The following is a 13,508-nucleotide window of genomic DNA, read 5'->3' as shown; positions in this document are numbered from 1 at the left end:
CGCCGCCAAGTGGCCGCCAAACAGGCGTTTAGCGGGCGGGGCCACCGTGGTTTCCGAGACCGATTCGGACATCATGGAGGCTCACTTGGACACTCCCGATCTCACCGGGATCCGCATCATCCACCGCGCCATGCGCGGCGACCTGCACCGGCTCCGCGCGCTCGCCGAGGACCTCGACGCGGGACGCGGACGGGCGGACTCCGCCCGCGCCGCCGCCGTCGCCCGCTACGCGGAGGACGTCTGCGCGGCGATCCATCACCACCACACCAGGGAGGACGAGGTCGTCTGGCCGGTGATCGAGCGGTCGGCGGGCGCCGCCGTGGACCTCGCCGACCTCTCCGACGACCACTCCGAACTCGACCCCCTGCTCGACCGGGTCCGCACCACGGCACGGGCCTTCGCGAGCGGCCGGGGCGTCGGCGACCTGGCGACCGCGCTGCGCACGCTGTCGGAGCTCATCGACGAGCACATCGAAGAGGAGGAGCGCAGGATCTTCCCGGTCATCGAGAAGTACGTGCCGGCAGCCGAATGGAAGGAGATGGAGAAATCGCTCAGGGGCGGCGACCCGCGTTTCGAGCTCGCCTGGGTCGACCGGTACGCGAGCCCGGACGAGATGGCGCACATCCGCAAGCTCGCCGGGCCGATCCTCAGCCTGCTGCTGATACTGCTGCGCCCCGGCCACCGGCGCCGCCAGCGGATCGTCTTCGGGAGCTGAGCGGACATGGCACGACGCTCCCGCCTGTTCAACCTGGCGATCAAATGCATCTGCGACTGGCACGTGCGCACCTACCGCAGGACCGGCGGGCGCAGGCCCGCCACCATGCGCGGCATCCCCGTTCTGCTCCTCACGACCCGGGGCCGCAGGACCGGCCTGCCCCGGACCCGGCCGGTCGGCTACGGCAGGGACGGCCGGCGCTTCGTCGTGATCGCCTCGAACGGCGGCGACGACGCCACTCCCGCCTGGTGGCTCAACCTGCGGCACGACCCCTTCGCCGAGATCGAGGTGGGCGGCGCCGGCGGGCTCACCGCGCTCAAGGTGCGGGCCATCGAGGCCACGGGCGAGGAGTACGAGCGCCTGTGGCGGATGATGAGCCGGCGGCACCCCGTCTACGAGGGGGTACAAGGGCATGACGCCGCGCCACATCCCGGTCGTGGTGCTCGACCCCCTCGACGCCCTTCCGGCGTGACCCCGGCTGCCGGTACGCCGGGATGGCGGCCGGCCGAGGACCGGCACGACCCGCCGCGCCTCCGCCCCCCGTGAGGACGAGGTGGGGGACGCGGCGGAGCGTCAGGGCTTGGTCGTGTCCGGCGCGGCGCGCTGGGCGTCGAACTCCTCGTCCGGGACGACCAGCTCGTTGCCGGCCAGGCCGGCCTCGCCGGAGACCGCGGCGAGTTCGGAGCCGAGCGACTCGTGGGCGGCGGCGCGGTGCCTGCGGCCGACGCGGTCGGTCAGCAGCGACGACAGGGCGGCCACCAGGCACGCGGCCACGGCGAACCAGAAGGCGATGACCAGCCCCTGGTGGAAGGGGCCCGCGATGAGGTGCGGGAAGAACTCCTTGCTCGTCAGGTGGGCGCCGCCGTCGGGCAGCCGGTCCAGGATGCCGCCGAGGAGCTGCCGGAACGGGTTGTATCCGAGGAACGCCGCGAACAGCACGGCGATCGGCGGCAGCTGGGCGATGCCCTCGGCCTGCGCGGCGGGCACGCCCTGGGCGACCAGCTCGTCGTGCATCGTGTGCGGCAGCGACTGCGCCAGACCCGCGATCATCAGGCTGAAGAACACGCCGATGGACAGCACCATCGAGGAGTTCTGGAAGGTGGCGGTCATGCCCGCGCCGACGCCGCGGGACTCCGCCGGGACCGAGTTCATGATCTCCGCACGGTTGGGCGAGGAGAACAGGCCGGAGCCGACGCCGTTGATCAGGATGAGCAGCGCGAAGACGCCGTAGCCGAAGTCCGTCGGCAGGGCCATCAGGGCGTAGAAGCTCGCCGCGGTGACCAGGGCGCCGCCGACCGTGAACATCCGCGGCCCGAACCGGTCCGACAGCCAGCCGGAGACCGGCGCCGACAGCAGGAAGCCCACGGTCAGCGGGATCATGTAGATGCCCGCCCACAGGGGCGTCTCCTCGAAGCTGTAGCCGTGCAGCGGCAGCCAGATGCCCTGCAGCCAGATGATCAGCATGAACTGCAGGCCGCCGCGTCCGAGGGCGGTCAGCAGGCTGGCGACGTTGCCCGCGAGGAAGGCGCGGTTGCGGAACAGCGCGAGCCGGAACAGCGGCTCGTCCACCCTGGTCTCGATCCAGGCGAACAGCGCGAGCAGCAGGACGCCCCCGCCGAGCGCGGCGATCACCCAGGGGTTGCCCCAGCCCATCACGCCGGTCCCGTACGGCTGGATGCCGTAGGTGATGCCGACCAGCAGCGCGATGAGGCCGACGGCGAAGGTGGCGTTGCCCCACCAGTCCATCCGCGCCCGGCGCCGCAGGCCGTTGTCCTTGAGCTTGACGTACGCCCAGATGGTGCCGAAGACGCCGAACGGCACGGAGACCAGGAAGATCGCCTTCCAGTTCACCGGGGCGAGGACCCCTCCGATGACCAGGCCGAGGAAGGAGCCCGCGATGGCGGCGATCGAGTTGATGCCGAGCGCGGTGCCGCGCTGGCGCACGGGGAAGGCGTCGGTGAGGATCGCGGTGGAGTTGGCGAACAGCAGCGCGCCGCCGATGCCCTGCACGATCCGCCATCCGATCAGCCACATCGCCCCGGCGTCGCCGTCCATCCAGGTCAGCGACAGCATGATCGAGCACAGGCTGAAGACCGCGAACCCGAGGTTGTACATGCGGACCCGGCCGAACATGTCGCCCAGACGGCCGAACATCACCACCAGCACGGCCGTGACGACCATGAAGCCCATCATCATCCACAGCAGGTAGCCCGTGTTGCCGGGATCGAGCGGGTTCAGGTGGATGCCGCGGAAGACGTCAGGAAGGGCGATCAGCACGATGGACTGGTTGATCGTCACCATCAGGACGCCGAGGGTGGTGTTGGACAGCGCGATCCATTTGTACCGCGAGGACGGCGCCGACTGCGGCGACGCCCCCGCCAGGGACTGGTTCGCTACGGCCACGGAGTGATTCCCCTCCTCTTGGTCCGCACAGCGCACGGCCTGTTTCCGCGCAGCGCGCGACGGACGGACAGTTAGTTAGCGCAACTAAATTACCCCGATCGGATGACATCGATGTTTCGCGGGCATGCGCAATGAAGGCCCCCATAGGGCCCTTAAACGGATTTGGGCGTTATCTGACCTGATGTGAGGCGGCGGGAGGAGGCCGCGTCAGGACGTGAGCGCCCCGGCGATCACGTCGACGAGGCTGTCCACCACCGTGTCCCGGTCGAGCCCGGGGTTCTCCAGCCACCAGTCGCCGATCGCCCGCACCATGCCGACGAACGCGTGGCCGAGCACCCGGGCGCGCACCGGGTCGGCGACGCCCTCCTCCGCGAGCACCGCGCCCAGTTCCTCGCCGACGCTGCGGACGATGGCGGCCATCTGCGTGCGGGTGCGGCTGTCCTCGGCGCTGGCCCGATGGAACAGGAAGCGGTAGAGGTTGGGGTTGGCCGAGATGGTCTCCAGGTACGCCTCGATGGTGCCCCGGGCGCGGACCCGGGGGTCGGCCATGGCCCTGGCGAACTCCGGGCGCAGCAGGTCGATCACGACGCGCGTGTGGCGTTCCGCGAGCGCCTGGTAAAGGCCGCTCTTGTCCCCGAAGTGGCGGTAGAGGATCGGCTTGGTGATCCCCGCCTCCGCCGCGATCGCGGCCATCGACGCCTGCGGGCCCTCTCTGCGGATCACCCGGTCGGCCGCGTCGAGCAGGTCCCTGCGCCGCTCCGGGCTCCGGCCGCCCGTCGTGCCTCCCGTGGTGGTGCCTCCCGTCGTGAGCCCCGTCATGAGCACAGCATAGGTGCCGATTCCGCGTCGCCTGGATCAAGACCGGGCCCTATGGGCGATCACTCCGGTAATGTGCCGGACGCGGGTTTCCGGTCCGGAATTTTCCGGTCCGGGATTGTCTGGTGAACGGTTCCGCCGGGTCCTCTGGAGGTGCGGGGTGGGCGAGGCGGGCGGGCCGCTGGTCCCGGGTTACGAGGTGCTCGGCATCCTGGGCCAGGGAGGCTTCGGGGTCGTGTACCGGGCCAGGCAGCTCGCGGTGGGCCGCGAGGTCGCGCTCAAGGTCGACAACCGCGTGCTCGTCTCCGACCGCGACCGGCGCAGGTTCATGCGCGAGGTGACGTCCGCCGGCGCCCTGTCCGGACACCCCCACGTGGCCGACGTGTACGACGCGGGCGTGCTGCCCGACGGCCGGCCGTACATGGTGCTTGAGCTGTGCCCGAACGGCTCGCTGGCCGACCGGCTGCGCGACGCCGGCCCGCTCGGCCCCCGCGAGGTGCGCGACATCGGCATCAAGATCGCCGACGCGCTGGCCGCCGCCCACGCCGTGGGCGTCCTCCACCGCGACGTCAAGCCCGCCAACATCCTGGTCAACTCGTACGGCATGGTGGCCCTGTCGGACTTCGGGCTGGCCACGATGCCGGGGCAGGGCGGCGCGGCGCGGGGCGAGGTGTCGGTCACGCGCGAGTCGCTCACGCCCGCCTACGCCCCGCCGGAGGCGTTCGACCTCACCGAGCCCACGGCCGCCGGGGACGTGTACGCGCTCTCGGCCACGTTGTACGCCCTGCTCCAGGGCAGGCCACCGCGCTTCCCGGACAGCGGCGTGGTGAACATCGCGGCCATCATGGCGCTGCACCGGCTGCCGATTCCCGACATCCCCGGCGTGCCCGCCGCGCTCACCGCCGTCCTGCGCCACGGCATGGCGACCGATCCGGCCCAGCGGATCGGGACGGCCGCCGGGTTGCGGGACGCGCTCGCCGCCCTGGCACCGGACGGCTCCGCCTCCGGGGATCACGGGCGCTCCGGCACCCCCGGGGGCCCGGCCGGTGACGTCTGGAGCGCTCCGTCCCCCTCCGGGCCGGTCGCGGCGCTCGGCCGGCCCGCCGGGGAGGGGCGGCCCGTCCAGAGCCGCGACCCCGCCGCGCCGGGGCACTCGCTCACCGGCCCGGCCGGAGGCGTTCCCGCGAGCGGTCAGGACCTGCGCCGCGCGGCGACCGCGCCCAACGCGGTGCCGGGCACCAGGCCGAATGACCTGAGGCCAAGTGATCACAGGCCAGGTGGTCATCAGTCGAGTGGTCACCGGCCGCAGGGCCCCCGGCAGGGGTCGGCTCCTCCGCTCCCGCCGCGCACCGGCATGTCCCGGCAGTCGATCGTGTTCGCCGTGATCGCCGCCGTCTTCGCCCTGCTGCTGACCGCCGGGATCGCGGCGCTGGCCCTGGGAGACGGCGGCCTGGGGACATGACCGGGGACACGGCCTGGGACGCGGCCTGGGACAGGGCCCCTACCGTCCCCGGCTCCACGGCCGGCCTCGGCGCGGACCACGCCGGACCGCACACGACGGACGACGCCCTCTCCTGACCTGCGGGTGGCCGGTCGTGGGCCAAGGTGTGCCGAGGACCTCAGGCGGGCGGCGGCTGCGGAGGCTTGCGCGTCCGCCTCGGCTTCGGCGCCGTGCCCGGCTCCTGCCGCGGCTCCTGCGGCTCCTGCGGCTCCTGCCGCGGCTTTTGTCGCGGCCCCTCGGCCGCCCGCGCGCCGCGTGCCGCCGCCGCGCCCGCCTTCGCCGTCCTCCTGGGCTTCGCGGGCTTTCCCGGTTCCGCGCGCTTTCCCGGCTTCGCGCGCTTCCCTGGCTCCGCCGTGCCCGGCTCGGCCGGGGCCGCCAGCGCGCCGTACTCGGCCAGTGAGTCCCGCAGATAGTCGATGAGGTCCCACACGTCGGGCACCATGTCGCGGTCGGTGACGATCCCGAAGCCGAGCCTGCCGTCGTAGGAGAACACCGTGATGTTGATCCCCCCGCTGACGTCCGTGATCACCGACATCGGGTAGAGCGCGGTGACCCGCGCCCCGCACACGTAGAGCGGCGTCTGAGGCCCCGGCACGTTGGAGACCAGCAGGTTCATGGCAGGAGCCGCCCGCGAGGCGATCCGGAAGGCGGACCTGGCCGCCAGCGCGCTCAGCGCGGCCGGCATCGCCTGGCTGAACTCCAGGAGCCAGGCCGCCGGCGCCGCGGCGATCCGTTCCTTGATCAGGCCCATCGAGCGGTTCACCGACAGCAACCGGTCGCGCGAGTCGGCCACGTCCGTCGGCAGGGTGGTCATGGTCAGCATCACCTCGTTGGCGGCCGAGCCGTTGGCGGCCTGCCCACGGGTGGAGACCGGAATCCCCGCGACGAGCGGCTGGCGGGGCAGCTCGTCGCGCTTGGCCAGCCAGCGCCGCAGCGCCGTCGCGCACATCGCCATGACGACGTCGTTCACGGTGACGCCGAAGGCGTTCTTGATCCGCTTGACCTCGTCCAGGGGCAACTGTCCGAAGGCGAAGCGGCGGTGCCGCGAGATCGGCCCGGAGAACGGCGTGCGCGGCACCACCATGCGCGGCAGCTCGGGCAGGGGCTCGGCGTCCCCGCCGCCGATGCCCCGGACGAACCGCGAGACCAGCCCCGCCCCCGGGAGCTGCGCCACGAACGGCACCTCGTCCAGCCGCGGCACCGCCTCGGCGATGAAGCGCAGCAGGGCGAACGGGTTGTCCAGCACCCGCGCGACGCCCCTGATCACCATCTCCACCGCGTCGGGGGCCGACTGCGGCTCGGCCGCGGCCTCCGGGGCGGGAACGGCGGCCGGCTCGGGCTCGAAGTCCATCACGGCGGCGAGCACCTCGGCCCCGGTGACGCCGTCGACGGCGGCGTGGTGGACCTTCGTGTAGATCGCCACCCGGCCCCCGGCCAGACCGTGGATCAGGTAGATCTCCCACAACGGCCGCCCTCGGTCGAGCCGTGCCCCGTGCAGCCGGGCGACCTGCTCGGCGAGCTTGTGGTCGTCGCCGGGAGGAGGCAGCGCCAGGTCCCGTACGTGGTAGTCGAAGTCGACCTCGCGGTCCTCCGCCCAGTAGGGATGGTCGAGCCCGAAGGGCACCTCGACCAGCCGCCTGCGCAGCGGCGGCGCGAGATGCAGCCGCCGTTTGAGCAGCGCGATCAGGTCCTCGCGGGTCAGCATGCCGCCGGGCCTGCCGGAGGGGTCGAGAATCGTGAGCGCCGCGATGTGCGCGAGGTTGGTGCCCGTCTCGAAGTTGAGGAACTGCGCGTCGAAGGCGCTGACTTGCTGTGCCATGCCTACTCACGTGCCCCGAAACGCCGGGGTCGGACCGCCCGGGAGCCTCTCGAACCGGGGATTTCGCTGGTCAGTGCCGGTGGTCGGCGTCGGGCTGGGCCGGGTCGGCCGGATGCTCGTGCCCCGGCGTGAGCACGACCGCGTCGGCGTGCCGTGCGTCGAGCCAGCGGGCGAAGGCCCGCTCCCCGCTCTCCTTCGCCAGCTCCGCGCGGATCCGCTCCCGCACGGCCGCGTACGGCTCCCGCCGCGCCGTCTCGATCCGCTCGACCACCAGGGTCCAGGGGCCGCCGGGGCCCTCCACGGGCCCGACCGTCTCACCTTCGCGGGCGGCGAAGACCGCGTCCTCGATCGGCCCGGCGATCTGCCCGCGCCGGACCCGCCCGAACGGACGGACCCAGCGCGTCTCCGGCGTGGCGAACCGGTCGAGGTTGCGCCGGTAGTAGTCGCGCACCTCGTCCTCGGACGGCTCGCGGCCGGCGGCGAGCGCCCGGCACACCGCCCTGGCCGCAGGGCTCGTCACCAGGACGGCGGCCGCGACGCCGCCCGTCCGGAGCGCGACGGCCGGCGTGAGCGCCACCTGCGGCCGTGGCGGTGCCGAGTGCCCGGCCGGCAGGCCGAGGCGGGCCGCCTCCTGCTCGGCCAGCGACTCGGCCACCATGACCTGCACCAGCCAGCGGCGCAGGTTGCGGCCCTCGGCGGTCTCGGGGCGCGGCAACCTGGCCGCGAGCGGGCCGCTGCGCATCAGGCGCAGCCGCCGGTCCACCTCGGCGACCGTGATCACCCGATCCCCCACCGTCGCCGCGGCTCTCGAGTCGGGGTGTGTGCGACCGTCCGAGCGCCGCATGCCGTCCTCTGCGCGGGACGCCGGTGCGGCGACGCCGGTCAAGGGCGCGCCCGGGCCGTTCACGGCTCGACCTCGACCTCGATCGTGTCCGTGTAGTGCAGCCACCCGGCGCTGGCGATCTTCACGAGCGCCCACCAGCGGCCCGGGCGAATGCCCGGCGGCACGCGTACCGGGAAGCGCACCTCCGCCTCGCCCTCGGGCGGCACGACCGCCCCGCCGTTCCACTCGGGGAACATCTCGAACGTCTGCCACGGGCTGACGAGCTGTGCCTGTGCGGAGACCGGCGACCACGCCTCGGACCGCAGCCGGACCACGACCTCCGCCCGGCCGCCGGGCGTCAGCCGCAGGTGTGGCGGGTGGCCGAGACCCTCCAGCGTCACCTCCAGCCCCGGCGACCGCCGCCCGCCCTCGCCCGGCCGGAACGCGTGCAGCCGGGTCACGTCCTCGTACGCCTGGCCGCCGAACTCGGTGCGCGCGGTGAGCAGGTGGAGGCCGCCCTCGGCGCCGGGAGGCGGCGTGAGCCGCACCGGCACGGTGGCGTGGCCCCCCGGAGGCAGCACGTACGGCCGGACGGCGGGCGCCACCGACCAGCCGTCGGGGGCGGTGAGCGTGACCACGCCCTCCGCCTGCTCCTTCGTGAGGCCGGAGGCGATGGTCAGGGTCAGGTCCACAGGCCCCGCGACGTCCAGGTCGGGTGGGTACAGGTGCACGGCGACCGGCAGGTCCCCCATCGGCGCGGCCCCGGTGTTGTTCAGCCAGTAGCGCGTGTGGACCGGCTGGTGCGGCTCGGTCTCCGGCACCGGCGGCGCACTCCCGCAGACCACCACCCGGCCGCCCGCCGCCCCGCCCGCCTCCAGGTCGCCGGCCCGCTCCCCGCCCACGTCGGCGGCGTCCGGCGCGGACGTGGGCGGGGGACGGAGCAGGGCGACCAGCGTGACGATCTCCATGCCGTCGAGCGTGCCGGGGGCGTCCCCGGTGGCGTTCTCCAGCAGGTCGGCCCGCCGCCACGGCCCCAGAGGCAGTGTCGTGGCGATCGACAGCGGCACGGTGCGGCTGCCGGCCTCGTACACGCGGGCGGTCAGTGCGGTCACCGCGCCGGGCGTCCGGCCCGAGGCGATCGGGTTCCCGGCCGCCTTGAGCGCGGTGAGGACCAGGCCGGGCCCGGTCTCCAGGAACGACCGCGACTCGCCGGCCGGCCCGTCCTGCCAGTCCCGCCCGTCAAGCCCCGTGGTCGCCGCCAGCGGGTGGTTGACGTCGTGGCCGATCCGCACGAGATCGGCCGCGCGCCAGTCGCCCGGGGCGGCCACCAGGGAGCACTCGAACGTGTGGGTCCAGTGCTGGAGCTGGAAGCCGGAGCCGTCGGGCGCGGTGCGGCGCGGCGGGTCGATCCACACGCCGGACGGCCAGCCGGTGCACGACCGCATCAGCGACACGTGCAACGCCCCCGACGGATCGACCGCGAAGCCCGGGAGGCCCCGGTTCACCAGCCCGATCGTGTAGTCGTCGAGAACCGCGTCGGCAGGCTCGGCGTCCGTCACCACCTCCACGGCCGCGTCGGCGAGGTCCGCGGCCAGTTCCTCGACCGCGCCCTCGCCGCAGACCACGAGCACCGGAAGGTCGCGGGGGCCGGTGAGGTCGGCGCCCGGCACCCAGACCTTCTCCAGCGGCTCGTCGGCGGGCACCCACAGGCGGGCCCGGCCCTCGGCGTCGAGACGCGCGCGCAGCTCGGCGGCCTCCGCGTCGTCCAGCAGCGCCGCGACGAACGGGTTCTCCTCGGGCGTGCCGACCGCGATGCGCACGTCGGGCAGGTTGGAGTCCACGGCGAGGTTCCCGTACCGGGGTCCGGGCCCGGTGGAGCACGTCGAGGTCACGCCCTGCCCTACGAGCGCCACGGCGAGGTCTCTCAGGTCGGCGGCGGCCGCGTCCGGCGGCGCGATGATCTCGGCGACGCCGACGGCCCGCGCGCCGAGGGGGCGTCCGGCGGGCGAGCGCAGCACGACGCGGGCCGTGGACGACAGCGCGAACCAGTTGTGCGCCGGGTTGTCCAGCGTCCACGGGTGCTGCGCGGAGTCCACGTCGATCAGGCCGAACCCGCGGCCGACGACGGCGCCCGCGACCTCGCTGACCGGCAGCGCCCCCGGCACCCGCACCGGCCAGCGCAGCCGCACCAGCACGTCGGAGCCGTGGAACTCGTCCACGTGGGTGGTGAGGTCCACCCGCGGCAGCCCGTCCCAGAGCGTGATTTCCTGCGTGTAGACGACCGGGCCGACCCGGCTGCCGACGACGATCCGCCGCCCCGCCGGGCACTCTGCGACGGCGACCTCGGCGGGGGCCGCGGCCGAGCCGCTCATCCCTCCGCTCGGCACCAGGTGCCAGGGGCCCTCACCGAACCGGGGGTGGGCCGGGTGCTCGTCGTAGACGAGCAGTTCGTTGCCCACCCGGTCCTGCTGCAGCAGTTCGCGGCCCTCGACCGTGAGGCTCGACACCGTCCCGCCGCGCTCGGGGTCGACCTCCACCGCGTGGGTGGCGTTCTCGATGCGGGTCCCCTCGCGTACGGCCCAGCCGATCGGGGCGGGCGCGGCGGTGGGCACCAGCCGGAACGTGCGATACCCGAGCGCGGGCACGTCGTCGGCGACGAAGACCGCGTCCACGGCCGCGAGGCTGCCGTCGGGGTGCCGCTCGGGATGCTCCAGCAGCAGACCGCGCGCGGGCGGGTCGAGCGCGACGCCGTACGATCCCGGCGCCGGCAGCGTCAGCCGTACGCGGACGAGGTCGGTCCTGGGCCAGGAGGAGGGGTTCCAGACGGCGACGCCGGTCAGCCCCTCGCCGAGGCGGCGCAGCGACGCGTCGAGGACCCGCCCGCCCAGGTCGTACGCCTCCCGCCAGCCCGTCATCAGGTCCAGGTAGACCTGGTCGGACTCCGATCCGGTGATGCCGTCGTGGTGCGCGCCGTACGCGATCTGCCGCCAGGCCTTGTCGAGGGCGGCGTGCGGGTAGGGCGCGCCGAGGGTCGCCGCGGCGACGGCGGCGAACTTCTCTGCGTCGGCGAGCCGCGTCTCGGCGTGCCGCTGCGCCTGCTTGGTGTCGATGTACGACACGTCCTTGCCGGTGTAGATCGGGTTCATGTCCCGCGTCTGCGGCGTCAGGCGGACGCCCTCGTCCCGCACGGCGGCGAAGAACTCCCTCGGCAGGCCGCAGACGAACCGGGGCGAGACGTAGCGCCGGTTCCAGTCGCGCTGGATCTCCATGACCCATTTGTTGGGCGGGGTGTAGTCGGTGCCGACGGGCAGCAGCACGTTGCGGGTCGCGGCGACCTTCTTGAGCAGCGTGAACAGCTCGTAGACGGCGGCCTCGGCCTGCTCCAGGTCCGGCGCGGAGTCCATCCACCACCCGGCGCTGTAGTGGGCCGGCATGTAGTGGGTGGTCACCCCGCGCCCGGACGGCGACAGCCACTCGAACTCCGAGGGGAACTGCATGACCGACGGGTCGCCCCAGCCGCCGCCGGCGAGCATCGGGCCCCACTGGTGATAGGGGCCGCGCGCCCACGAGCTGGACGTCAGCCCCGCCTCGGCGATCAGCCCGGGAAACTGCGGGTCGTGCCCGAACGCGTCGAGCTGCCAGGCCGTCGCCGGATCCCCGCCGAGCACGTCGCGCTGGAAGCCGATCCCGTGGACGATGTTGCGGATCGTCGCCTCGGGACCGGTCAGGTTGGTGTTCGGCTCGTTGTAGGTGCCGCCCATGATCTCCAGCCGGCCCTCGGCGAGCAGGCGGCGCAGGTATGCCCGGTCCTCGGGGTGGGCGTTCCAGTACGGCTTGAGGTAGTCGACCTCCGCGAGCACGAACTTGTAGCCGGGCTCCCTCCTGGCGGTGTCCAGGTGAAGGCGGACGAGGTCGAACCCCGCGTGCTGGAACTCCTGCCGGTTCGCCTGCGCCAGGCCGCCCGCGTGGTCCCAGGTGGCGGTGTAGGCGGCCTGGGTGTTCCACCAGACCGGGTCGTAGTGGAAGTGGGGGATCATCCAGACGGTCCACCCCGGCTCGGCCACGAGCAGTTCGCCCTCGGCCGTGCACCGCTCCCGGCCCGCGGCGGCCCGCACGGTGATCGGGACGCGCGCACCGGGGACCGCGGCGGGCGCGGCGGCCTCCACGGGCACCTCCACCACCAGGCCGGGGGGCCGGCCTTCCGCCGTGTGCTCGCCCCGCACCTCGGGACCGGTGACCTCGACCACCGCAGACGCGTCGTCCGGCACCTCGTCGAGTACGACGCGGACCACCTGGCGCGGGCCGTCGCCGGTGGCCGTGCGGACGAACAGTTCGGTGGATTCGACGGCGGCGATGCGCATGCGCACCCCTAACTGCGGCTCCCCACGGCGGCCGCTGGGGGGACAGGTGACGGTCGAGACATCCCCCGTCCGCACCGGCCTCACCCCTGCGATCTCGGCCGGCCGTCCCGCTCCGGTACCGCTTCGGCGCGCGCGTGCTCCACCGGCAGGGCACGGACACGTTCATCATCTACGAGAAGTATGCGGACGAGGCCGCGCGCGAGGCCCACTTCGCGATGCCGTACGTCTCGGGTTTCGTGGCCCGGTTCGGAGAGCTGCTCGTCGCCGAGCCCCAGATCGAGTTCGCCGAGGAGCTGGCCGGCTTCATCCGGTGAAACGGGCCGCGGCGTCCCTGATGAGCCCGGACGCGCCCTCGGTGACGGGCTCCCCGTGACCGAAACAGGCGATCTCGACGTCGAGAGCCGCCTGCCGCGCGAACGAGGCGACGGCCGCGGGCGGGTCGGCGTTGAACACGCCGAGGATGACCTGCCCGTCGGGAGCGCGGGCGATGGTGTCGCCGGTGAACAGCACGCCCGGCCCGGGCAGGTGCACCGCGAGGCTGCCGGGGGTGTGACCGGGCACGGCCAGCACCCGCGCCCCGCCGCCGAAGTCCAGCGTGTCGCCGTCCCCCAGCTCGCGGTCCACGCGTACGGGCGGCGCGGGCACGTGCGGCATGCCCGCGTGGACCCGGTCCCACAGCTCCCGCTCCCAATCGGAAAGGACCGGCGGGGGCCCGGCTGCCTCGCCCCGGATGAAGGGCGCGTCGTCGCGGTGGGCGTACACGGTGACGTCGCCCCAGGAGACGATGTCGGCGGCCGAGCCGGTGTGGTCCTCGTGGAAGTGCGTCAGCACCAGGCGCCGTACGTCGGACGGCGTGTGCCCGAGCGAACGGACGGCGCTCTCGATGAGCGGCGCGGAGCCGGGAACCCCGGAGTCGATCAGTGTGAGCCCGTCGGGGTCGCGCCACACGTAGACGTGCCCGACGGGAAACCGCAGGAAATACAGGCTGGGCAGAAGTTCGACGACATCCATGCCGCGACGCTAGAACCGGCGGAGCGGCCCTCGGCGCGGTCTTCGCCCGGAGCGGATCC

The 13,508-nt window shown here is 73.6% G+C and carries 10 protein-coding genes; 4 read left to right on the top strand and 6 right to left on the bottom strand.

Annotated features, from left to right (window positions below):
• Window positions 1–85 precede the first annotated feature (85 nt).
• The gene (locus tag Msi02_RS26900; RefSeq protein WP_239108739.1) at window positions 86–715 is read left to right on the top strand and encodes a hemerythrin domain-containing protein; all 630 of its coding nucleotides are present in this window, start codon (window positions 86–88) and stop codon (window positions 713–715) included.
• Between the two features lie 6 nt (window positions 716–721).
• Entirely contained in the window at window positions 722–1,261 is a 540-nt protein-coding gene (locus tag Msi02_RS26895; protein ID WP_204050843.1) for a nitroreductase/quinone reductase family protein, read from the top strand.
• A gap of 27 nt (window positions 1,262–1,288) precedes the next feature.
• Here the strand turns inward: Msi02_RS26895 and Msi02_RS26890 are convergent, their stop codons facing one another.
• Window positions 1,289–3,118: an MFS transporter gene (locus tag Msi02_RS26890; protein WP_239108738.1), complete on the bottom strand. Its 1,830-nt coding sequence runs from the start codon at window positions 3,116–3,118 to the stop codon at window positions 1,289–1,291.
• 207 nt (window positions 3,119–3,325) lie between these two features.
• Complete coding sequence (locus Msi02_RS26885; RefSeq protein WP_079313960.1) at window positions 3,326–3,937, bottom strand: TetR family transcriptional regulator; 612 nt, start codon at window positions 3,935–3,937, stop codon at window positions 3,326–3,328.
• Between the two features lie 157 nt (window positions 3,938–4,094).
• On the opposite strand from Msi02_RS26885, the gene Msi02_RS26880 reads away from it, so the two are divergent.
• Complete coding sequence (locus Msi02_RS26880; protein ID WP_204050842.1) at window positions 4,095–5,396, top strand: serine/threonine-protein kinase; 1,302 nt, start codon at window positions 4,095–4,097, stop codon at window positions 5,394–5,396.
• Between the two features lie 157 nt (window positions 5,397–5,553).
• On the opposite strand, the gene Msi02_RS26875 is transcribed toward Msi02_RS26880, so the two are convergent.
• The 3 genes from Msi02_RS26875 to Msi02_RS26865 form a co-directional block, all read right to left on the bottom strand.
• The gene (locus Msi02_RS26875; protein WP_204050841.1) at window positions 5,554–7,254 is read right to left on the bottom strand and encodes a WS/DGAT/MGAT family O-acyltransferase; all 1,701 of its coding nucleotides are present in this window, start codon (window positions 7,252–7,254) and stop codon (window positions 5,554–5,556) included.
• 70 nt (window positions 7,255–7,324) lie between these two features.
• Window positions 7,325–8,035 carry a peptidylprolyl isomerase gene (locus Msi02_RS26870; protein WP_204050840.1) on the bottom strand — a complete coding sequence of 237 codons (711 nt, stop codon included), beginning with the start codon at window positions 8,033–8,035 and terminating at the stop codon, window positions 7,325–7,327.
• A 122-nt stretch (window positions 8,036–8,157) separates the two neighbouring features.
• Complete coding sequence (locus tag Msi02_RS26865) at window positions 8,158–12,438, bottom strand: glycoside hydrolase family 38 N-terminal domain-containing protein (RefSeq protein WP_204050839.1); 4,281 nt, start codon at window positions 12,436–12,438, stop codon at window positions 8,158–8,160.
• 134 nt (window positions 12,439–12,572) lie between these two features.
• On the opposite strand from Msi02_RS26865, the gene Msi02_RS26860 reads away from it, so the two are divergent.
• The gene (locus Msi02_RS26860) at window positions 12,573–12,752 is read left to right on the top strand and encodes a putative quinol monooxygenase (protein WP_204050838.1); all 180 of its coding nucleotides are present in this window, start codon (window positions 12,573–12,575) and stop codon (window positions 12,750–12,752) included.
• On the opposite strand, the gene Msi02_RS26855 is transcribed toward Msi02_RS26860, so the two are convergent.
• Complete coding sequence (locus tag Msi02_RS26855; RefSeq protein WP_204050837.1) at window positions 12,742–13,449, bottom strand: MBL fold metallo-hydrolase; 708 nt, start codon at window positions 13,447–13,449, stop codon at window positions 12,742–12,744. The genes Msi02_RS26860 and Msi02_RS26855 overlap by 11 nt on opposite strands.
• Window positions 13,450–13,508 lie beyond the last annotated feature (59 nt).

The organism is Microbispora siamensis (assembly GCF_016863095.1).
GTDB classification, from domain to species: Bacteria; Actinomycetota; Actinomycetes; order Streptosporangiales; family Streptosporangiaceae; genus Microbispora; species Microbispora siamensis.
Note: the sequence above shows the minus strand (reverse complement) of the source record. Positions and strands in the feature narration are given on the sequence as shown.